The sequence below is a fragment of the Sutterella sp. AM11-39 genome (assembly GCF_003472385.1).
Classification (GTDB): Bacteria; Pseudomonadota; Gammaproteobacteria; order Burkholderiales; family Burkholderiaceae_F; genus Duodenibacillus; species Duodenibacillus intestinigallinarum.
Map to the genome: position 1 here is coordinate 14,819 of NZ_QRLV01000012.1, position 22,916 is coordinate 37,734.

General features: G+C 51.2%; 17 protein-coding genes. 13 read left to right on the forward strand and 4 right to left on the reverse strand.

Translation table 11 applies throughout. From position 1 onward, the window contains the following. Window positions 1–203 precede the first annotated feature (203 nt). On the reverse strand, window positions 204–3,821 hold the full coding sequence (locus DW133_RS08725; RefSeq protein ID WP_118276275.1) for an autotransporter outer membrane beta-barrel domain-containing protein: 3,618 nt from the start codon (window positions 3,819–3,821) through the stop codon (window positions 204–206). A gap of 639 nt (window positions 3,822–4,460) precedes the next feature. Here DW133_RS08725 and DW133_RS08730 point away from each other — a divergent pair. Further along, a complete protein-coding gene (locus DW133_RS08730; RefSeq protein ID WP_118276276.1) occupies window positions 4,461–4,646 on the forward strand; it encodes a hypothetical protein in 186 nt (61 codons plus the stop codon). 600 nt (window positions 4,647–5,246) lie between these two features. Next, complete coding sequence (locus tag DW133_RS08735) at window positions 5,247–7,475, forward strand: autotransporter outer membrane beta-barrel domain-containing protein (protein ID WP_118276277.1); 2,229 nt, start codon at window positions 5,247–5,249, stop codon at window positions 7,473–7,475. Between the two features lie 259 nt (window positions 7,476–7,734). Here DW133_RS08735 and DW133_RS08740 read toward each other — a convergent pair whose 3' ends face one another. After that, on the reverse strand, window positions 7,735–8,703 hold the full coding sequence (locus DW133_RS08740) for a hypothetical protein (protein WP_118276278.1): 969 nt from the start codon (window positions 8,701–8,703) through the stop codon (window positions 7,735–7,737). A 923-nt stretch (window positions 8,704–9,626) separates the two neighbouring features. Here DW133_RS08740 and traA point away from each other — a divergent pair. The 8 genes from traA to DW133_RS08790 all read left to right on the forward strand — a co-directional run bounded on the left by traA (window position 9,627) and on the right by DW133_RS08790 (window position 15,213). Continuing rightward, a complete protein-coding gene (gene traA / locus DW133_RS08750; RefSeq protein WP_118276280.1) occupies window positions 9,627–9,959 on the forward strand; it encodes a TraA family conjugative transfer protein in 333 nt (110 codons plus the stop codon). A gap of 95 nt (window positions 9,960–10,054) precedes the next feature. Then, on the forward strand, window positions 10,055–10,333 hold the full coding sequence (gene traL / locus DW133_RS08755; RefSeq protein WP_118276281.1) for a type IV conjugative transfer system protein TraL: 279 nt from the start codon (window positions 10,055–10,057) through the stop codon (window positions 10,331–10,333). 94 nt (window positions 10,334–10,427) lie between these two features. Further along, window positions 10,428–11,078, forward strand: coding sequence for a TraE/TraK family type IV conjugative transfer system protein (locus DW133_RS08760; RefSeq protein WP_118276282.1), 651 nt, complete (start codon window positions 10,428–10,430; stop codon window positions 11,076–11,078). A 111-nt stretch (window positions 11,079–11,189) separates the two neighbouring features. Beyond that, a complete protein-coding gene (locus tag DW133_RS08765; protein ID WP_118276283.1) occupies window positions 11,190–12,065 on the forward strand; it encodes a type-F conjugative transfer system secretin TraK in 876 nt (291 codons plus the stop codon). Next, the gene (locus DW133_RS08770; RefSeq protein ID WP_118276284.1) at window positions 12,062–12,877 is read left to right on the forward strand and encodes a hypothetical protein; all 816 of its coding nucleotides are present in this window, start codon (window positions 12,062–12,064) and stop codon (window positions 12,875–12,877) included. The genes DW133_RS08765 and DW133_RS08770 overlap by 4 nt, the downstream gene beginning before the upstream one ends. Continuing rightward, on the forward strand, window positions 12,831–13,469 hold the full coding sequence (locus DW133_RS08775) for a hypothetical protein (protein WP_118276285.1): 639 nt from the start codon (window positions 12,831–12,833) through the stop codon (window positions 13,467–13,469). The genes DW133_RS08770 and DW133_RS08775 overlap by 47 nt, the downstream gene beginning before the upstream one ends. A gap of 137 nt (window positions 13,470–13,606) precedes the next feature. Continuing rightward, a complete protein-coding gene (locus DW133_RS08780) occupies window positions 13,607–14,248 on the forward strand; it encodes a prenyltransferase (protein ID WP_118276286.1) in 642 nt (213 codons plus the stop codon). 617 nt (window positions 14,249–14,865) lie between these two features. Continuing rightward, entirely contained in the window at window positions 14,866–15,213 is a 348-nt protein-coding gene (locus tag DW133_RS08790; RefSeq protein ID WP_147408917.1) for a hypothetical protein, read from the forward strand. A gap of 478 nt (window positions 15,214–15,691) precedes the next feature. Here the strand turns inward: DW133_RS08790 and DW133_RS08795 are convergent, their stop codons facing one another. Beyond that, on the reverse strand, window positions 15,692–17,809 hold the full coding sequence (locus DW133_RS08795; protein ID WP_147408918.1) for a hypothetical protein: 2,118 nt from the start codon (window positions 17,807–17,809) through the stop codon (window positions 15,692–15,694). 413 nt (window positions 17,810–18,222) lie between these two features. On the opposite strand from DW133_RS08795, the gene DW133_RS08800 reads away from it, so the two are divergent. Continuing rightward, complete coding sequence (locus DW133_RS08800) at window positions 18,223–18,696, forward strand: hypothetical protein (RefSeq protein ID WP_118276290.1); 474 nt, start codon at window positions 18,223–18,225, stop codon at window positions 18,694–18,696. A 49-nt stretch (window positions 18,697–18,745) separates the two neighbouring features. Here DW133_RS08800 and DW133_RS08805 read toward each other — a convergent pair whose 3' ends face one another. Continuing rightward, the gene (locus tag DW133_RS08805; protein ID WP_118276291.1) at window positions 18,746–19,474 is read right to left on the reverse strand and encodes an SDR family oxidoreductase; all 729 of its coding nucleotides are present in this window, start codon (window positions 19,472–19,474) and stop codon (window positions 18,746–18,748) included. Window positions 19,475–19,569: 95 nt separating this feature from the next. On the opposite strand from DW133_RS08805, the gene DW133_RS08810 reads away from it, so the two are divergent. Then, complete coding sequence (locus DW133_RS08810) at window positions 19,570–21,249, forward strand: putative transporter (RefSeq protein WP_118276292.1); 1,680 nt, start codon at window positions 19,570–19,572, stop codon at window positions 21,247–21,249. Between the two features lie 340 nt (window positions 21,250–21,589). Then, window positions 21,590–22,891, forward strand: coding sequence for an RNA-binding domain-containing protein (locus DW133_RS08815; protein WP_118276293.1), 1,302 nt, complete (start codon window positions 21,590–21,592; stop codon window positions 22,889–22,891). The last annotated feature ends 25 nt before the right edge of the window (window positions 22,892–22,916 follow it).

Genomic DNA, 22,916 nt, shown 5'->3' on the forward strand with positions numbered 1-22,916 from the left:
CTATTCTGACAGCTGGAAGGCGGCCTTGGATGACTTCGTGACATTTGTGGAGATCGGGAAATTCGGACAGTTTGCGCCAGGCATGCAGAATGGGCAAGACAACAGCACCGTTGCGGGCAAAGTGGATAGAGAACGACAAAAAAGCTTGAACCCCTGAGAACAGAGATTCAAGCCCAAAAGTCGGTTATGCGAACGAGGCTTCGTTAGAAGACGAACTTGCCGCCGAAATTGAAGGTCCAAGTCTGATCAAGATCGTTACCGAAACGGTATTCAGCGTCACCATAGGCATAGAAGCTCTCGCCAATAGGCGCTTGGAAGCCAAGTCCGACGTCAAACCACGTTCCGTGATTGTTGATCTCAAACGTTTCTCCACCAACGGCAGTCGTTTTGTCCTTGACATGGATATCCTGTTCACCGGCCCACTCATGCAAAACATCAGCCTTGGCATATACGTTTGCACCCTTGTTTTCGTCAAGCCAACGACCGATGCGGAACCCCGCTCGTGTGATAAACGAATGAATGGCATCCTGATCAATCTGCGTCTGTCCGTTCGAATAGTCGTTGTTTGACACGAAAACATACTGAGCCTGGATTTGCGGTTCGGCGAACCATGAAGAGCCCTCACTCGTAAACTGATGGCCCGCTTCAACAGAAAGAGCAGTCATCCAGTTCATGTAGTCAGCTGAAACGCCTGCTCCCGAGTCCAGTTTAACGGCGTATTCGTTCGAGAGACGCCCCACCTTGCCGATCATGTCGAGATACGAACCGTTGTCACCCAGGTAGGTGACGTAAGCCGACGCGGCGTATCGCTTGGTTTGACCTGACCCTGAAATAGATTCGTAGTCCGTGTTGCCATCCATGAAGTCAATCGCCGCACCATAAATCATCTTGCCGCTGTCGACGAAATCGGTGTAGTCGAACCCGACCTGATACGTAGTGTTCTGACTCTTGAAGTCACCCACGCCTGCGGCTGTCCCCCAACGGTCATGGCGGACACGCATCCATAACGAATTGTTGTTTTCGTCATAGCGACGATCGCCATAACGCTGATTGAAGCGGTCAATTTCCACAGCGTTGTAATAGAGGCCGCGAGCAGTAGCAATCACGGCCTGTCCGGCGTCAGAAATTGTCGATCCTTTCTGGACTCCACCAATGATGTAGTTCTGTGAGCCTTCATCATCAGCACGCTGTTCGAGATCGTTAACAGCCACGTTGTCTCGAGACTTGTCATCTCCAAAAATGGCATCGATAGCGTCTTCCCCGGGTTTGTAGTCCCCTTTACCGTCGCTGTTGCCATTGAAGCGAGCGTTGTCTTCATCTCCGGACTGATAGTCTTCCGTAACGACATCGAGATTCCAATTCTTGAAGCCCTGATCGGTGATCTGAACAACCTTAAACAAGTTGCTCGAGTGACCGCCCTCAACGGAACCCACTGTCGCAAAACGTAAGCCGGTTAGATCCTCGACGTTCACGCCGTCGGCAAGATGGGCAGCGATCGTGAAGGAACTGCCCGCGCCGACGTTTTGGACGTAGAGCATATCCGATTTAATTTCATCGGTACCTTCTGTGTACGCGCCGAGCGTCATGTCGAACTGCCCCTGGCCCGAGAGGTTTTCAATCGAAACCGAGGAGTTCTCGTTCCGAGTCAGGTCGATTCGACCGCCTTGAGATCCGAACGCCACGTTTCTCACGAAGCTTTGGCCGCGTGCAATCCAGGTGCCGCCATCGAGTTTGATGGTTGCGGTGCCTGCAGCCGTGACTGGGATTCGATCGCCAACGGAGATTTCTTCGTCTTTGCCCGTACCGGCATTTTTATCTTCAAGATTCACGAACGCAGAGTTGCGGAAAACCGTACCCGCTTGGGTCGAATCGAGTTCGTGGTAGTCGTCTACCTGCCCTTCGAGGATTGAGCCTTTTCCAAGCGTCAGATTGACTGTGCCGCCGTTGCCGGCGTAGACATCGCCGTAGACCTTAACGATGGTCGAGCCGTCCGTGCTGCCGAGCGTAATCTTGCTTTCCCCGACGGAAGAGCCCTGAGTGTCAACAGTGCCGCGGCCGGCAACAATCGTGCCGTAGATGCCGACCGTTTGATTGCCGTCGGTGCCGAGAGAAATGGACGAGCCGCTAACGGCGCGCAAGGCGACGGATGTGACGTTGACAGAGCTTGCATCGTCTTCATCTTCTATGCGGTATTCGCTGTAGCTGCCGTTGTAGCCCTTTGATGACGAATTGCTTGTGTCGATGAAAGCGCTTTTGACGCTGACGTCCGATTTGTCTTCGGCACTAATGCCTGCCGAAAAACTGTCGGCGCTGACATTGCTAATTTCCAAATAGTCGGAATTGAAGCTGCTTCTGGCGCTGTAAAGCCCGAATGCCAACTCCTTCCCTTGGACGTTGTGGATATAGGTTTCCTTTGCGTCCATTTGTAGGGAATCGGTATTAAAGTAAGAAACAGTTTTTAATGGTGATTCGGGGTCGTCGTAATCATCTCGCCAACTGTAAGTTTTATCCTTATTTTTATTTATATTGGCATTGTAAATGCCAAAGGCAGATTTGGCGCCGGTTATGCCATTAATGTCAATTGTTTCTGAATTGAAGGTGAGTACCGGATTTGATGCGAGATTTTCCGGATCGGTTTCAATGTCAGGCGTATATGATTCTGATATTGCATTTCGAATGCCATATGAATCGCCGCCGCTGACAGAGGCTATTTCGATGGATTTTTGAACAATTCTGCCGCGATTTTGTCCGTTTGTATAAAACTGAAGGCCGGCAGCTTCTCCGCTGTCAGTTGCATAAATGCCGGTAATTTGAGCGGAGGTGCCTTCCCAAATATTGCCATTCACTTCTACGCCGAAACTTAAGTTTGACGCAGAAGCATCAGCGGAAGTTCCGCCGATGTTGAGGATTTTTGCGGAAGTCGTTTTGACTATTTGTTCAAGATCGCCGTCATACCAGATTCTGAGACCTTCTGAAGTGCTGCCTTGCACATTTTTGATAATGAGCTCTTCGCTAACGGTTAAATCTGATGAGCTATCAACGTCAACGCCGTAACTTGAACCCTCTGAAGTTATGTTGGCTATGCTGATATTGTCGAAAATCGTGTCTATGCCGACGTTGAGGCCATGAGCTGAGCCTTTAAAGGGCCAATACGGCGATTCTCCTTTTGCTGTAACAGTATCGATAATGAGGTTCTTCCCCGAAACCTGCGAGCTATTGGGTCCGTTTTCAAAATTGGCTCCATAAGCTGCAAATCCAGTAATATTCTGAATTTTGATCGTCCCATCACTGGTTGAATCAAGAGCATTTAAGGTGCTTCCACGCATAAGAAGACCTTGTGCACCCCAGTACTTACTAGTTACGTTCGAAATTGTGATTTTGTTGTAAGTTACCGAGCTGTAGCTTCCGATATTGACGCCATCCGCCTCGCTGAGAGCGCCTTGAGTCGAAAGACCGTTCACGTTAATAGATCCGATCTGGACGTTTGATTGCAGTGAACCGTTTTCCCCGGCGATATGGATGCCGTCAATGCCAACAACGGCTATGTCGGAAGTTTGCTTAATATCCGAAAGAGTAATGCTTGAAATTGATCCATCAAAATGCCCAATTTTCAAAACACCGCTACTCATACTTGAAGGAAGCTCGTTATTACCTAGCCCGAATTCGATATTGTGAAAAGATATTGAATCGTAGGTTTCTTTGGAATCTAAGGTACTAGCATAAAAGCCAGGGGTGAACAGATCGTAGGTTTCATCTTTAACCGTCAGATCAATGGCTGTAGCTTGCGAGGAACAGGCGGCGGCAACGGCGAATGCGATCACCGACTTACGGAAATTAGAAATCTGAATGGGGGGGGGACGGTAGTTCTCATTTGTAATAATTTCGTTCTGAGCTGTTGCTTTGATAGTAAGTTACAGAACATGAGAGTGTTTAACTCGTTTTCTCCCGGAAGAGCGTTCTCCCGGATGTTTTCAGTCTGCAAATCTCTGACTGTTTTTGCTTTTGCTGCGTCAGCAGCATAAAACTATTATTTTATATCCTGTTGTTTACGTAGGCAAAACTATTGAAAAGAGCAATTTGACATTATCGGAAGTGTTTCTTGTGTTGCTCGTTGTAGTCAATGCCGGTTGCCAAACACAAAGCAATAAATGATGAGCTACCCAGACATCAAGAACCTACCACCTGCCGCTGCTTATTGGTAGGTTGGTAGGTTGTTGGTAGGTCATATGGCAAGGCCGAGAGATAAACTCAAGATCATCTTGGTTCAACGACTCCAGAGCAGCATCAAAACACTACGAGGACAGACGCCGCCGGTCATGTGCTGATGTGCTGCACTGGTAGAACTGAAATAGAAACCAGGGTGAGCATCGCGAGCTCATACAAAAAAAGATCAATGCGTTGACCTTTTTTTGTACAAAATTCCGTCAACGTAAGTTGCTTTTTTTGCACGGAGTCTTGTCATGGGACTTCATACAGCGGGACTGACCCAGCTACTTGAACAGCACACACCGCAGATTGGTCTAGTGGGCAGTATGCCTTTCTCAGGCTATGAGTGGCAGTTTATCCCCGAGATCAGAGACGAGGTTCTTAACGAAATAGGCTGGCGTGGTGAGCAGGGGCAAATTTTTCTCATGGAAATCGACTGAGCTGCGTGTTCGCGATACCATGATGTATTTTGACGTGCGAATACTATTTTTTTCATCGGATACCATGTGCAACCAGGCGAACGGGGCGGCATTCACACGGATGACGTGTCCAATATTGGTATAGGAAGAGATGCCTGTACGAGCAACGGTGACTGTTGTGTATCCGGACGGGGCTGGCATATCAGCAACAGTGTCGATTGATATTTAGCAGACAGCATAGACCTGTGCTAAAGTCTCGTAAGTTTGTGAAGCAGAGTTCGTATGAGATCGCTGCTTAAAATGTCATAAAAGAAACCATGGATATATTTTACATTTGATTATTCAGAAAATATAGCCTCCAAATTCTGACTTTAATCATGAGCTGGCTTTGCGGTCTATTGTTCGTAATTCTGTTTTTTTTTTGAATAGGCTAATACCAATTCTAGGATGTTGATAGATTTTTGATTTGTTGGTGCCTTTATAAAACTAAAATTGTTATATTAATCGTAGCTAAATAAGTTTTCTTATTTGTGATAATTTATTTGGATTAAATTAATATTATGCGATACAAACTCCTTCAAGTTGCCATATTGTGTAACACCGTATTCAGTTCGGCTGCGCTTGCTGCCCCCCCCCCTGACAGTTGATCTTGACAAAAATTTCACACATCTAGTCGAAGGCGACGTTCACGAACGTTACCAATATATATCGTGGGATGTAATTGAGGACGCTAAGTGGAACCAAAGTTACATCCTTGATGTAAAAGATGGTGCTTCATTTACTGTTGAAGGTAACACAAAAATCCACCAATATGCGCCTCACTCTGATGAAGGTGATGTAGGTAGCTACGCCGTTCATACATCTGGAGGCAAAATTTATCTGTTAGGCAATGTCGATATTGTGTCGCGACACAAAGAGCATGCGAAATTCGGTGCTAACGCCGTTTATGCACAAAATTCGGGCCATGTTGAATTGGGGTCAAAAGGCACAACGACAAGAGTTTGGTCTATTGAAAATAAACCGGATGCTATATCCGCAAAGGCTGGTGGTACGGTTGTTTTTCAATCAGAAATGAACCAGGTAGTTGGTTCGATGGATTTTTTGGATGGAAATTTAGGTGGACGAAATTCTTCAATTTCTGGAATATTTTCAGGTGAGGGAGCATATTGGTTCGGTGATGAACAAAGTTGGGCAAATGCTGCTGTAACCATAGAAGATGTTCCTCTGTTAGGTTCTCTGACATTTGAATATAAAGATTGGGCAGGAACTAGTATAAAGTTTCCTATTGAATTTGATTTTCCAAAAATTACAGATACCTTTGAACTCACGTTTAGAGATGGTGCTCAATGGACATATTTTGGCATCGCTGATTCTTATCAACGAGTTGTTAGTGGCCAGGATGCGACTTTAACTAGTATCCCAAAACGAATTTCTGCCATCAGGTTAGAAGATGGTGGAATCATTAACATGTTTGACGAGAATATTCAGAAAAACTGGGAGGACCTAGGGTTACTCGATATTTTTAAGGATCTTAAATACGTTAAACATGACTATGTTCGAATCGGAGATTTGAAAGGCAGTGGCGGTATCTTCCGGTTGGATCTGAACTCTGATAAACGGTCTGAAAGCGACGTGATCTACGTTGAAGGATCCACTGATCCGGGTATGCACTACATCGAACCATACAACCTCGATGCTCTTCGTTCGATTAGTCCGGAAAATGAGTTGATTTTTGCTCTTGTCGCCAAAGATGTAGAAGTGACGTTCGCGGATAAGCAAAACCTGTTCGGTGAAACGCTTTTTGACTATGAACTTGAAATTGGTTCGGAAGACATTGATAGCACTTATGAACTCTCACGTGAGGAGGAGTTGCAGGGAAAATATGAGCAATGGTCGGACTTCAGAAACGGTACGAAATGGGTGATTAAGAATATTACTTTCTCTGACTCAGCTGCGGTTCGCGGCATGACCGGCGCAGGCTGGGCAAGCTATGGCGCCGCTGTCGAAATGGATCGTCGCGATCGTCGTCTCTCCGAAACTTCGCGCAATCAAGAGGATCCGAATAGCGGGTTGTGGATACGAGCGACACACGGTCGAGCCGGGGCTACTGGCCAATATCGGTGGGACCGTGACGGCTTTACGTTGGGTTTCGACAGGAAGATTTCCGAAGGCAACCGTTTGGGGCTGTGGTTCTCATACAGCAAAGGCAACACGGAACTGCTGGACGTGGATGACGGCAACGGCGATATGGAGCGCTACGAACTGGCTCTCTACGACACGCTGACCTTTGGTAGCCATTACCTCGATTTTGTCGGACGCTTCGGTCGCGTGAGTTCCGAGTTCTCAACGGTTAATCCGAAGTACTCGACTTCCGGGGATTACGATCAGGACTATCTGGCGTTGTCGGCCGAATATGGGTACACGCTCAAGGATGTCAACACCGGCGTTTTCGTTGAACCGCAGGTGCAAGCCCAGGTAGCATGGCTCGATAGCTACGACTACAGCGTCCAGCGCACTATGAGCACTGATGTCGACAGCGCAACGAGCGTCATCGGCCGCATCGGTCTGCGCGCCGGTCGTGCCTGGTCCGGAGAGACGTGCGCCGGTGAAATCTATATCCGCGGTGATGTCTTGCATCAGTTAACCGATGGTCAGGATGTAACGTTCAAGTCCAAGACGGACGTGCTGCATCGTGACTGGGGTGATTTCGGAACTTGGGCAACGTTCGGTATTGGCGGTTTCGCAACATGGAGGAACTGTCTGGATTTCCAATTCGACGTTGAAAAAACCGAGGGTAGTGAGATTGACGACACGTGGTTACTGTCTGGTCGCATGAACTATCGCTTCTAGTCACTGTCGACAGACGGTCGAAGCGTCGACTCAAGGCGATGCATGTGAGCATAGATTGATCCAATAACTTCGTCTGTTACACCGAGTCGCTTAACAACCATCCTGCCCAGAGTGGGGAAAAACGGTCCTACGGATTTTTCCGAACAGGACCGTTTTTTTTCGATTACCAGGTCAAAAGGAGGATGGTCGAAGCCAAGAAGACAAACGCTGCGGCATCAACACTGAGTCCGTTTTACGTATATAAGATTGTCAATTGTTTTTATTCTTGACGAACTTCTCCGACTGAAATTCTCGTCGGCAAATACCCGATCGCAATCTGTACTTTCAGCGGATGCCGATCAATGGCCTTCTTCAAGGCCGTCGGATCAACCAAGCCTGTGGCGTCCGAGAGCGCCAGCGCAATCTTGCTTCCCGTGCGGTATTCAGCAAGCGCATTGACGATGAACTGCGCGACGGCTTCCACCGCATCAATGGCTTTGGTGGTAGCAACAATCGTGCGGTGCTCGCGCGGCTCTGATTGCGGTTCACTCACAAAGAGTCCTTGCGGGAAAACATCTCTCGTGACGGCCTTGGCCGCCTCGAAAGCCAGGGCTTCGGTGACGACGGCAGTGCTCGGCGTCACTTTCGCCCGAAAGATCGCGTGATGCATCTTGGTGCTTGCGCGCAGCATCGTGAAGCGAATGAGTTTTCCGCTGCGTCGGCTCTCCGGTGTTTTCCCGTCGTCGGGCAAAAGGGAATATCTCTCAAAACGCATCGGCGTGAGGTCGACAAACACCAGGCGGCAGTCCTTGCGATCTGTGGTGGCGCTCTTTTCAAAGTCCTCCAAAGCCTCAAAAGTGGCGCAGAAGTGAAACTTGCAGCGGCTCCTTATGCCTTTGATCTCCGGCGCTGTCATGGTGGAGCAAAAAAGCGAGAGAAAGTATTGCAAGTCGCAGGCGCGGGCGACCGTGTGAAAGCGGTCGTGGCGACAGTTGCCGAGAACGCGTACTGCGTTGGACAACACGGAAATTTCCAGAGGCTGATGAGAGCGCAGAACGGCCATTTGCAGGCGATCGATCATCGCGCTGCGAACGCCTCCTTCTACGTCCTCGAAGATCGAGGCGGCAAAGCGCAGGTCAAGGTCCTGCTGAACGCTCCAGCGTGTGCGGACCGGTGTTGGCCGCGGAGCGATGTGGTTTTTGCATGCTGAGACAAAGGTCTTCTCCTTAGCTTCAATTTGTTTGGTCATTTCAAACTGCTTTCTGGCCAAATAAGTAAGAGCGCACTTTGCGATTCTCAACCGCTCGATTATTCGCTTCGAATAAGCGCAACGGCCGTTCTATAAGGCGCTCGGAGTTAAGGTGGGTGTCCAATATCGGAACATCGGGCTGCTCGCGAGCAAGCGAAGGGAGGCAATCTAGGGAAAATTTACTGAAATGTAAATAGCCTGAAAAAATATTTTTTTCTGCAAGACGGATTGGAAGAAAATGCGGACCTGAGCCGGACGGAATTCGCCGGCATCAACCGTCGATTGGAGAAAGCAGGGGGACAGTGCTCACAATGAGCACGAATAAAAATGAAAAGGTCAAGCCTAAAGAGATATTTCTAAATAGAAACAAAGAGTTATCAAAAGCATGCTCCGGAGAGCCCGGCAGCCGAGACGGCGGCCTTGAAAATCGGGATTCGGGAGCAAAGTGCCGTTATCCGATTTTCAAACTTGAAAAACTACGGCAGAAATCAAATAGACGGGAATTTGCGAATGACCGTCAAATCACATGCGTTCTCGATTGGACATTCGAATGTCGGCGATCGACATATTGTTTCGGCTCCGAAAAAGCAAGACCGCGAAGACTACACGACTCGGAGGCACGTTGCGAATTTTTGATGAAAAGTTCGGACCTGCTAACGCTCTTGTGTGACCCGTTAAACCATTGACGGCATTGAAAATTCGAGTCGGAAACACGCCACGGAGCAACGAAAATTTTTGCGGCAAACTTTGTCGGAAACGCTCCAAAGCGTCCCGAAAAATCCTTGACGGCGCAGGCTGCTTTGCGAAGAATTCGCCGCCGTGCCGGGTGCGGGGACGTCTTTGCGCTCGGTACGGAGGACAACGGTCGGGACGGACAAACCGCCACCGATCGTTTTTTTGTGCAATCCCCAAAGGAGAAAACAATGTTTTTCACCATGTCGGACGAAGCGCGCCTGAAGGCATTCAAGTGGGGCTTCGTGACGGTGCTCGCCGTTTGGGCTTTGCTTTTGATGTCGGATCCGGCGCATGCCGCCGCCACGGGTGGAGCGGAATTCAAATCGCTCTACGAGCTCGTGTCGGGTTGGGCGCGCGGCTACCTCGGCAGAGCGATCGCAGTGGTCTTTCTGCTTGTGGGCCTTTTGACGGGTCTGGTTCGCGGCTCCGTGGTTGCGGCGGTGACGGCAATGGGCGCGGCAGTGGCCTTGCTGATGTTGCCCGCGATCATCGACACGCTCTTTAACGGCGTCGGAGTTTAAGCAAAGACCTGTGCGAAAGAGGCCTGCATCGCTTTCTCGGCAACAGGCTCCTTTCGCACTAAACCCCCGACATAACCGAACAAAAGGAAAGACACATGCAGCCGATTCCCGTACCGAGAACGCTTGATGCGCGTTCCCGATTGCTTTTCTGGGAGAGCGACTATGTATTGGCCGCCATGGGCGGGTTGGTTGCCGGCCTTCTGGTTTCGGGGCTCACCGCAGGAATCGTCGGAGCATTTCTCTTTGCCTGGGGTTGGAAAAAAGCCCGAGGCGGGGGTTCCACCTCCCGCGCGGTGGCGCTTGCGTACTGGCATCTGCCGGCGGACTTCTTCATCCGAGTCCCGCAAAGCGCCAGACGCCATTTCATCGGGTAAATCCGAACAACGTCAAACCCAAACCGAACAGACAGAGAAGACACAGGGCGATTCGAGTCGCTCGCCGTCAGTCAAACCGAAAAAGACCGTACCCATGCAGCGAATCATTCAGACAGTCTCGGCCGAAGCCGCCGCCCATCTGCAGATCCGACGCGCCATTGTGGCGGCATTGGGCGTGAGTCTCGTCACCAATGCCGCCTTGGCGCTCACGCTTCTTACCAAAACCGACAACAGCCGCACGATCGTCTTGTCGCCGGCGGCCACGCAAACCTACATCGCCACCGACGATTCGGTGAGTCCCAATCTGATGGAGTCCTTTGCCTCGGAGTCGGCTTCCGTTCTCCTGACGATGACGCCGGCGACGGCTTCTTCCAATGCCGAAATCTTCCTGAAAAACGTCGCGCCTCAAGCCTACGGCGCCATGGCAAGCGCCGTGCGCCGCGGCGCTTCTGAACTCGTTCGCAACTACGCTTCAAGCGTCTTTTACCGACACGCCTCGGCCGTGGATGAAAGCGCCAAGAGCGTATGCCTTACCGGCGAACGCCGAATGATGATCGCAAGCACCGTGACCGAAACGAGCGACGTAACGGTCTGCATGCGATATGTTGTAACGGCCGGCCGATTGCAGATTTCTCTGCTCACCATCCGCCCGAGTCAAAGCTCGGATCCGGCCGCGGAACTCGCCGCCTTCACGCAAACCGACGCCACCGTCGTTTCAGCTGAAACTCCTGATACGCCGAACTGACGCGCATCAATCACCCAAGCACGACAAACCCAAAACGCCGCTCTGAGACAATTTTAAGAGCCAGAGGCGTCGTGCGTTTGAAACACTACTAACAGCTCACAAACAAACCAAATGAAGAACGCCTTTTTGCCAAAGACGCTCGCCGGTGTCTGTGCGCTTGGATTTGCTCTTGCAAACCCTGCCACGGCTGCCGATCCCGCCACGCATCCGCTCTCGCGCGATCACGTCAACCTCGTTCGCGTACAGGGACAGAAAATCACCGACGTCGTCTACGACACCCAGGCGCTGGAAGTCTCCGCCGACAAACAGCGCGGGATCGTCTTTGTGAAGGTTAAGTCGGCTTGGCTCAATTCGGCTGCAGAGAACGTGACGTCGGCCTTCTTCAACACCGAAACCGAAAACTTCTCCGTGCAGTTCTTTGTGAGCGCCGTGCCGTCTCAGACGGTCGATCTGGTGCCGCAGACGGACGTGGCGGGCGCCGCCGACGATCGGCAGACGCGAATTGCACTTGCCGCACCTCTGATGAAACTCGACACGGGCGACTTTGTGAGCGACTTGAAGCTCCTGGTGCAAAAAAGCGTCACGGCAGATATCGCTCACGACGTTCGTGCCGTGGGTTCTCTGACGGGCGCCGAGGACGACCGTCGCTTTGCGAGTCTTCCCGCACCCGAAGGCTCCGTCTACTGGGAAGGGTTCAAGGTGAGAGAAACCCGGGCCTTTCTCACCGCCGACAAATTGACCGAGACGCTTCTTTTTACACGCGTCTCCCCCAAGGCGTCGGTGCCTGACGCCGCACGCCTGGCGGGCGTTATCCGCGGCGTCTTGGCCGTTGCTCAGGAAGTGCGCACCGGAGACCGACTGCAGACCGAAGTCACGATCATCCGTTCGCGAGAAGCGGCACTGCGCGGCCGCGATGTCTTTGAAAGCGCCTTGACCGAACTTTCGGGCGCCGTGCCCTCGCACTCCCGTACCGAGGAGCGTCGATGACAAACAAGCCCTTTGATTTTGAAGCCGAGCGCAACAGGATGGCAAAGGAACTGGGTCTTACGTATTCGGACAACGGCAAGGCCGTCTTCTGGCAGGAAAACATGCAAGCGCAAGAGGCCAAACGGGAGCTCACGGAGATTCTGGCAACCGAGCGCAAGCCCAATCGCACCTCGGCCTTTGAAGAAACTCCGAACTCGGCTCAGGAACCCGTACCCGAGTCGAGCGCCGCAGGCCGCGATTTCGATCAGCCCCGTTACTACCAGGAAGACAACGACACGGCGGAAGCCATCTACTCGCAGGGCCGCACGACGGAGTCTCAGAGCGAGCAGACCGCAGGCGTTTCGATGGCCAAGGAGCATTCCAAGCTTTCTTTGAAACTGCGCATGAAGTCGATGTTCAACCGCTTTCAGGGCTTTGCGCAAAGCAGAAAGGAGCGCTCGCAGGCAAGCGGCGTTGCCGCACAGCAAAAGGAAAAGAAAAAACAGGTGCAGACGGCCGTTGCGGGACTAACCGTGGTGTTTGTGCTTGTGACGGGCGCCATGATCGTCGCCGGCGACGAGCGTCGGGCACGGCCCGAGCCTTGCGATCCTTCCCACAGACATGATGGATATGCAAGAACGAAAGAATCTGGAAACGTCCGTGATTGCTTCGGCGCAGAAGAGGGGACTGCGTCTTGCGAACAAATCCAAGGTCAAGCTTGCCGAAGAACTCAATCGTCGCAAGGAATATCTCTCGGTTTCTGCCGCCGTTCAGAAGCTCGATCGCATGGACGAGTACGCCGTTTTTCAGTTCGGCCAAGGCGGCTGGCTTGAAACGCTCGAGGAAGCCAAAAACAAAGCCACTGCAAGCGACTGGGAGCGCTACATGAATTTTCGTGAGTCTCGGTTTTCCCATGAAGCGCTTCTTCTGATCACTACCTATGTGCGGCGCGTGATTCCCGATCCTGAGCTCGATTACGGCAAGACTTGGTGTATCACACTGAACGAGTCCGGGTGCCCGGCGCCGCAGTGGATCATCGTCAATACTCAGGCCGGCTCGGTGTTTTGCGTGAACGTTCATTACACCGAGGAGGGGGCCATTGTAAAGGCGGAGTTCAGGCTCGAAAGACGTCGCCTGGATCTTCTGCTGGAGCGTTCCAACGGCAGCGATGAAGAGATGCAGATCATGCTTGGCATCACTCACGGCCATTTTGACTTGAAGCGCAACTACTGTGACTTGCAAAAAGATACGACGATCAAGACGTATCCGGTTTCGAGCAGCAAAGTCAGCCTCGAAATGGATCTCGATCAGGCACTGGAGTTTTTTCAATCGCCGATCGGCGTGGCCATGATCTCAGGGCGTGTAGACTCGATAAATGGCAAAGAAGTAGGAGAGGGATTCCGCCTGGGCCGCTTGTTTTTCTGACCTGATTGACGGTGCCGTCAGTTTTTCGTTTGCTTTCGAGCCCACTTGGGCGTCTGTTGGTGTCAGAGCATATTCGGGACACTACTAATGGGTATACTGCGGGTTTTCGTTAACCGTGTAGAGGAAAGTTGTATTACATGACAAATAAGCGCACCTTGGCAGATTGGTTCCTGGCGACTCGCCCGTGGTCGTATCCGGCTTCGACAATGCCGGTGGCTTTGGTCCTTGCCTACTATTTCGCTGACGGTGTAGCCGTTGATCCGGTCAATGCCGTCTGGGCGCTTGTGAACATCGTCATTTTCCATGCGGCAGGTAACGTCTGGAGCGACTATTTTGACTTTCAGTACGGCGTCGACAACCAAAACACGTTGGGAGTTCGCCAGCTTGTCGACGGTAAGTTCGTGGCCCGGGAGTTTCTCTGGCTTGCAATTTTCCTTTTTGCCGCTGGAACGCTGTGTGCGCTCTTTCTCGTTTGGCGAACGGGGTTGCCGTTTCTGGCGGTGACTTTTGCGGGCATTGCGGCGGCGCTGGTGTATCCGCCTTTTAAGTATCGCGTCGGCGGTGACGCGGTCATCTTTATCGCCTATACGCTCACGCCGCTTTTTGCTACGGCGTGGATTGTGACGGGGACGTGGTCGCTTGATGCTATCTGGGCGGTACTGCCCACCGGGATTCTCACAGTCGGCATTTTGCACGCCAATAATCTGCGAGATGCTAAGACGGATACGGAGGCCGGCATTCGTACGCTTGCTTCAGTCTTGGGAAAAAATGGTCGGTGAGGCTGTATCAGTTTGAGATGCTTGTGCCGTTTGCAATTTTGTTGGCAACTGTTTGGCTCGGGATTTTGCCGTTGACAGTGCTGTTGACTCTGCCTGTTGCCGTGGGTGTGATGACCCAGTGCAAGAGCAGGTCGGACGATTTGATGGCGTCAATACGGAGAGCATAGCGACGTTGGATGCCTCGACGGCTAAGACGCAGCTGATGTTCTCAATGCTGACGGTGGCGGGGCTTATAGCCGGGCATTGGCTGACTTGACAAAAGCTGTCCAGCGACAGAACGCTCGATTCTCGGAAGATGGAAGTCGGGCGTTTTTCATAAGTCTTTATGCTTGGTTGGAATTTCTAGAGCGAAGAAATATGACCTGAACTAAGAAGACACTTCATTTCGCCAGTCCTTTGCCCAGGCAAGACTGTTGCTCCAACTAGGTTCAGTATGTTTTCCTTGACTGTAAGAAGCGGATCTATTTTTCTGGTGTAGGCAGGAATGCCTCCGAAGACACTGTAAAGACGGACTTTGTCCTCATCGTAAAAATCGGGATAAAAAGCGCTGGTATCAATCTTTCCGAACGTTTCGTCGAAACGCTGATCAAGCCTTTCCGGGACTCTGGATGGACTTCGTGGACATCAGCAAGAAGGCGCTGTCGCCTTTGTGTAAGGGATCTGAATCTCCGCAGTTATTTTGGGAATTGGGTGATCAGGTGTTTTTCTTCGAAGGCGACCTGGAACTTTTTACAGCTCAGGAAAGCGGTCTGTGTTGGTTCTCTCGTACAAAGTACACCTTGGATTTTGAGTACTTTCAAGATAAAGGCCATGGTGACTGGCTGTGGCTTCACAATTGTTTCAAGGACAAGGGGGTGCATTTGAAGCCGATCAGATCTGATAATGAAATTGCAGATGTGTTGTCGAAGTGCGGTGCTTTCGAGATTGTCTACAACTGCAAAGAGACTGACGAGATTGATAGTTAAGACTTGTAAAGATGGTCACAAAGATCACTTATAGTTGTCAGACAGTCTCGTTACTCCGTCGAATTTCTGTCAAGGTGTCTTTCTGCACGTCTTTCCTTCGATTTTCGTGTAAATCTACACGGAAGTCGAAGGAAATCCGTGAATCATGAAACTTAACGTTCTCCTGGCTCTGGTTGACTGGTTACCGAAATTTATAGAACTGGCTCTGTAGCGCTTGGCTTCAGACTGACGATATAAGGCCGATCGTGCGTACGTCTAAAAAATCAGGTAAACGCTCGATTCTAGGAGTGGAGGAATCGAGCGTTTTCGCAACGAGTTGATTGTTACAGCTTGCTGAAGATCGGTTGTCTCAATTGTGATTAGCGTTCTATTGAGAAGCGGTTGCCATTTGTTCGGAGGTAACCAGCTTCTCAAAAAGATCGCGTCTTAGGTGTTGAAATCTCAAGTGAATTCACGCAGGCGGGAATTCAGGAATCGTTCAATTGAAGGTCTCGGCAATCGGCTCGGCGTATAGACGAATCAGTCCGTGAACTTCGCTGCCTTCTTTCACGCCTTTGGGGATTTGAGACGGTGTACCGTAGAGATACGTGCGGATCTCTTCGTTCTCCCAACGATGCAGAATGACTTCAAGCCGCACGATGTCGCGGCCGCACAGCTTGGTTTGCTTCACTGAGAGAACCGGGCTGGCGAGTTCGAAGATCGTTGAATAGTCTCTCGGGAACAACATCTGCATTCCTACCGTCGAAATCTCAACGGGCTCGAAGTCACTTGCGGTCTTTCCGGGGTTTTCTTTAAGGAAACTCTCCAGTTCCATCTCATAGAGCGGCCCTTCATTGACGATGATGGGAGTGGGCTCGCGAACCGCCAGATCCTCCACCGCAGCGCTCAAACGGAAATAGTGTTTGGTACCCGGCTGCATCAGATGCTTGACCAGATCGAAATCCGGAACAACCGCAGTGATGGTAGTGTGCCCCAGAGCCAATGCGACTTCACCTCCGACAGGCATCTCCCAGCCACAGGTTGCTTTGACTTCTGCTTCGGCGGCGAGCCCTGGAAGTCTCGGCATAAAGTTGATGAGTGTCCATGATTTTTCGCCGGGCGCCAAAGCCAAATTCCCAGTGAGTGTCGGTTCGTCCGGTACAACGGGGCTTTCGAGCGTGAGAAATTTGACACCATCGATCGTACGGTCTGAGTTCTTCCGAACGGTGCCCGGAGTGAGCGACTCCTCAATGTATTTCTTGTAGCCGCCATCGTTTTTAACAATCGAGGCCAGTAAGCCGCAGGCATTCTCGTCGTGGTTATCGGGGAAGCAGTCAGCGTCGCCGGTGAACTCATATTTCGAAGTGACTGGCTCCTGCGCTTTCGGCTTCTTTTCAAGCGGTCGCAGCTCGGGTTCATCCGGATTTATGAACCGGACAAAATCATGCGTTTCGAACAATATTTCGAATTCTTCAGCGGCGGTCTCGATACGAAAGCGGTCAAAAGTCGCACTTTCAGCGTTCCATTCAGGAATGATCAAGTGGCGAAACTCTTTTCGCGTTACGTCGCGGCAAAAAAGCGCGGGTAGAACGCGATCGTTTTTCAGGTCGCGGATTCGAGCGTAGCTCATGATGAAGTCGTACACGAGTGGGCGAAGCGCATTGATCACCGACTCAATTCCCAATGCCTCCGGCTGACCGTCAATGAAGAGTTCCGATGATCGACTCAGTCTCTCGGAAAGGATCTTGATGCCCTTGATTGCGGCTAGATTGTAAAGGTGCGTACAAGCGTGCTCAGTGTCCCAAATCGCGCCTGATTCGTAACGGCCTGCGCGGGCATCGGCAAAGAGAGTGCCTTCGGCGTCCAGAATGATGCCGGGGGAGTTAACGAGTGCGCGGCTCGAATCCGACAGCAAGGATTCGCGAGCCAACACGCTGACGTTTCCGAATTCCGTTCGGCAAATAAACAGTCGAAGAGGTTCGGAGGCAATCTCCTCGCCGTGATCTGAGAAACGGATCGGACCTATGACGCGGCTTTCAACAATTTCCCCTTCGAAGCGCACTTTGCGCTTTGCTTCCTCCGGGGCGTTTTCGCCGATAAGCTCGTTGAGCGGAAGGAAGCCGTGTGCGGCGTGGACAAAGGCCGTCTGGTCATCGAACGACGTTGCTTGGTCGAGTCGGATCGTTTTTGCAGCGAGGAACAACTTGTAGTTGAATTCTTGCTGTCGCAGGTGAATGCTTCTGGATAGCCAAGGATGTACCGGATTGACCGGCAGCGGACGGCCGAACTCTCGTTCAGGTGTCAGCGGCCTCATCATGATCATTCCGGGTGCGTAATAGTATTCAGGCTTGATACAAGACCAAGGAATGAGCGGCATTTCCGTCGAAACGTCAAAACTCAACGAAATCGCTGTTCTTTCATTTTCTGTGGCTTTTCCGTCACTGTCCCATCCGTGCGGGAAGGTTTCCCGAATCAGCGTGATGCCGTTTGCAAATTTGGTGTCGCGACTTGTTCCCCAATACATGGGGATGATTTCAGCGGGGCTCTCCGCCGCTCGTTCTATTGCTTCATCACTGATGGCGGTCAGGCCGAAAAGTTCCTTGAATTTGATCGTCATGTTTGCCTCCTTTTTCGACGACTCCATCCGGGTTTGGTCATTATTACCGCTCGTGCGTCAATTTCCGACGCAAGCATGCAGACGATACGAATTCCGACACGTGGCGACTCGCAAACAACCTTCATTTGGGCTTGCAGCCAGCAAAAGGGCAGAGCAGCCATTGGGATTCCGTTGGATACACGCCGTCACAAATAGTTACTGACGCGGAATTCTCGGAGGTTCGTTAGGGATCTGTTTCTTGACACCATGCAAATGGTTGGATGGTTAGCGCTTTTTGGGTCAGCAGGATCAACGAGAAGTGAACGCATTTGAGCGCGCTGTCTGCATGCGTCGCAAAATGACGCTTCGGTTCTTAAGCTTGTGTGCGTGAATTGGGAATTAACCGACAAAAACCTTGTAGAGGTTTGATCGCTATGGATAAAAACTTTGACACGATCCGATTCGAGCTGTTCGATCCGTATGAAGCAAAAGAACAATGGGCCGTTGATTTACATCGCACTGGTTGTCATGCGGTGAGAATTTATGTGAACGACAAAGAGCTCAATGCTCTTCTTGTAGAACTGGAAGACAATGAAGACGGTGAGACCACGCCTTCGGATCCTGCCCATGTCTACGGTCACATCGGATTGTGGCTGGCCGAGGAACTCAAAAAAGAATCAGCGGATTTGTACGGCGCCTCGCTTTGCTGTTGTTCCGTTTGTGGCGATGAAGGTTGTTGGGGCGTGCGGGCTAAAGTGCGCGAGACTGACGATGAGGTCGTTTGGCATGGCTTCGAGCATGAGCATCGTAAGTACACCTACGGCGGACTCGAATTCCATTTCGAGCGCAGTGCGTACGAGGCCGAAATCAAAAAGCTTGAAGAATGGAGGCGGCAATACGAGCGGTGAGATTCTTCGGTCTTTGCTCAGGTAATGCGGTTGCTGATCGAAGATGCTCTTAGCTCTTGATCGGAAAAAATTTCCACAGACACTGCGGCACCAGACGCCAGACAAAGACGAGTAGCTCGTACTTCCAGTCAATGACTAGGACGCGCTTTTTCGTTTCGATGCCCTTGACAATGGAGGAGGCGACATCCGTGACGTTCATTTTGAACGGGTAGCTCTTGCCGTCTGCAAGCAGATCCGTATCGACAAAACCGGGGCGCACATCGGTGAAGGTCATGGGGCACTTTCGCATCACAGACAATTGTTCCAGAGCGTCGAGATACGTGTTCTGAAACGCCTTTGAAGCCGAGTAGGCGCAGGCGGCTCCGAGGCCTTTGGTACCGGCGATGGAGCTGATAATGCACAGATGTCCGTCGCCTTTACCGAGGAAGTAGGAGAAGGCGCAGTCCACGAGCTTCACGAAACCGTCGACATTGGTTGCGACGATATTCAATTCAGCGTCAGGATTGAGTTCGGTGTTTTGGCATCCGATGCCTGAGCAATGGATGTACAGATCCATTCCACCAAGATCGGCAATCAAAGCGAGCAGGTCGCTGGCGGCATCGTCAGAGCGTACGTCAATGCGGCGTGTATGAATTTGCTGCGGCGCTTGTGCTTTGATTTCATCAAGTCGCTCGGTGCGTCTTCCCGCAATGCCGAGTTTCCAGCCTTTGGCGAGCAGCTGCAGTGCCACTTCCTTGCCGATTCCGGATGTTGCGCCGACGATGATTGCCTTAGGCATGCTGTTTTTACTCCTCAAATCTGTTTCGATCCGTAGCGTTTGTTGCCGCAGAGTATAGTTCTCAAGAGCGTAGCAAAGCGCGCTGGAGGTCAGTTATGGACTGGTTAATGCCGCTTCTCACGGATACGGATTCAATCGGCCACATCCTGTTGGTTTACTCGGTTGTCATCGCGGTGGGCATGGCGTTAGGCCGCATCAAGGTGTTTGGCATCTCACTTGGCGTCACATTCGTTCTTTTTGTTGCCCTGGCCGTGAGCTACGCCGGCATCACCGTCAACGGCACGGTTCTCAACTTCCTCCGAGATTTCGGGCTCATCCTCTTTGTGTTCTTCATCGGTCTGCAGGTCGGACCATCCTTCTTTTCGTCCTTCAAAAGCGGCGGCTTGCAGCTCAATTTGCTCACCTTGTTGGCGGTGGGCTTAAGCATTCTCGTGACGATCGCGCTCTTTCTGGTTTTGCAAGGTACCGTGACGCTGCCTCAGATTTTGGGCGTGCATTACGGCGCCGTCACCAACACGCCAGGACTCGGTGCAACGCAGGAAGCGCTCGATATGTTGGGCTACAAAGGCGAGAACATTGCTATCGCCTATGCCTGCGCTTATCCGTTGGGTGTGGTTGGCATCATCACGTCGGCTGTTATTTTGAGAAAGATGTTTCGCATCAATCTCAAAGAGGAAGATCGGCATTGGGGCGAAGAGGCGAGTGCAAACAGCGATGCTCCGATCTTCTTTCATGTTGCTGTTACGAATGCCGGCATCAACGGTCAGACGATGCGCAACATCCGTGACTTCATCGGACGAGCTTTCATCTGCTCGCGCGTTTTGCACGACGGCGTGATCACGAGTCCGAGTCCTGACACGCAGGTATTTGTGGGTGACAAGCTGAGAATAGTGTCTGGAGCCGAGTCTAAGGCTGCCATCGTTGCTTTTTTCGGGCAGGAGGAAACCGACATTGATCTTGCGACGGCGCATTCGCCGCTGATCGCCCGCAACATTCTGATTACCAAGGATCAGGTCAACGGGATGCGCCTGGGAGAACTGCATCTGAGCCGCTATGACGGCGTCAATATCACACGAGTCTTTCGTGCCGGTATGACGCTTTTCCCGTACCAGAACTTGCATTTGCAGATGGGCGATCAGGTTTATTGTGTTGGACCGCAGCGCTCGATCGAACGCCTGGCCGATCGTTTGGGCAACCAGGTGCAAAAGCTCGATCACCCCAACATCATTTCGATTTTTCTGGGCATTGTTCTGGGGATCTTGTTGGGCTTTCTTCCCATCGCGATTCCCGGCATGCCCGTTCCGCTTCGACTCGGTCTTGCGGGCGGTCCATTGATCGTGGCCATCCTCCTGGGTTACTGGGGGCCGCACTTTAAGCTCATTACCTACACGACTCATTCGGCCAACCTGATGCTTCGCGAAATGGGCATTGCGCTCTTTTTGGCAAGTGTGGGCTTGAGCGCTGGCGATCGGTTTGTCAATGCCTTCATTGACGGCAACGGCTTGCTTTATGTGGCGTTGGGTTTGGTTATTACGGTCGTTCCGCTCATCATCACGGGGGTCGTCGCTCGCATCAAGTTCAAGATGAACTACCACCTCATCGTCGGACTGCTGGCAGGAGCGACGACGGATCCTCCGACGTTGGCGTATGCCAACACAATTTCCGAAAAGGACTCTTCGGCGATTGCCTATTCCACGGTGTATCCGTTGGCGATGTTCCTGCGAATTCTCACCGGTCAGGTTGTGTTGCTGGCCTTGTGGAGTTTTGTGATGTGAAGCGGGGCAATTCTGATGAGGAAGCAATCGCGGAAAAATGCATGCATCCTACCTTGTGGTATCTAACCGCACGATACGTTGAGAGAAGAACCGTTGAGTTGTTGGAGTTGCAATCAACGGCGGATGTGGTTTGAGTCATGTGCTTTTGTATCTATTGGTCTGAAAGCATCTTCCGCAGGCTTCATTCCCGTATTTTTTTGATTGAAATCTATGGTTTTGAGGGAACAGGACTTGGCCGCTATGGCGTACCGAGAAATGGCATTGTGTCTGTCACGGCTTTCCATCAATCTGTCAATAAAATTGATAGATTGATAGCAAAAAGCTCAATTCGGGAGGAAAAGTGATAGAAAAGCTGCCTGAATGCCGGAGTGTACGTGTCGAATTTCAAGAAGGTTGGAGCCAAACGGCTCAAAAGACGCTGCTCGCGTTTGCAAACACGATTGGCGGAGATCTGTATTTCGGAATAACCGATGATGGAATCACGAAAGGACTCAGCAAGAAGGCTGTCAATGTAATTTCCCGTACGGTTCAAGAATTTTGCCGTTCAGAAGTTGAGCCCGTCCTTATTGATATGGTTTCAACGAAGGTTATTTCGGCAGGCAATTGCACGTACGTCCTGCGAGTGTCTGTCGAACCCGGCGAGGATAGGCCTTATGCGTTGAAAGGTAAGCGGTATACGGGTGGCGCCTATGTGCGTGACGGATCTATGTCTGATACTGCTACGGAAGAAGAAATTCGCGACATGATTCGCGACAGTTCACCCCAGCCATGGGAATCACGATTGAGAAGGCAAACAGATCTCAGGTTCGGAGAAACTGCGGACATTTTTAAGAAATACAACGTCAGTTTTTCTTCTGCGCATTTTCTGCGGTTGGGCTTGGTTGATGACGCCGACCGCTTCACGCAATTGGGTGAACTGCTCTCGGATCAGAACCGGACAAAACTTGTGGTCGGAACTTTTTCTCAAGACTCAGCATCGCTTTCTGTTCGCGAATTCTCAGGATCTCTGTTGAGACAAATTGACCAGGCATTCGCCATGTTTGCCGCAATCAATCCGGAGTTGATCCACAAAACGGGGGAACTTGCAAACAAACGCCATTTCGCCTGGCCTCCAAAGGCTTTGAGAGAGGCACTGGTCAATTGTGCTGTTCACTGTGATTATTCGCAGTCGGAACCGACCAAAGTCTCGATCTTTCCGAATCGATTCGAATTTCTGTCCTACGGGAGCATTCCGGGACGACTGAGCGTTGACGATATCGTTTTGGAAGGCGTGAGCAAGTGTTGCAATGAGCGCTTGGCCGATGTTCTTAGGCGCTTGGGATGGATGGAGAATTACGGTTCTGGCTTCCCGATGATTTGGCGTGAATACGCCAATTCCGGTGCGGAACCGAAGCTGGAGGCAACCAGACGGGTGTTTCGTATCGTCTTGCCTAAGATCCAGGACGAGCCACGAGGAACAACGACTGAACGTTGTCGGGCACTGTTCGAAACGCGCGATACGCTTTCAATGACTGAAATTATGAATTTGCTGAACGTATCGAGAACTTCAGCTAACACAGCGGTCAATGCTTTGTTGAAGGTCGGGCAGATTGAAAAGATCGGAATAGGACGAATGACCAAGTACCGTTCTTTATTGCGGTAGCTTTCGCTCTATTTTCTTCCGTTAG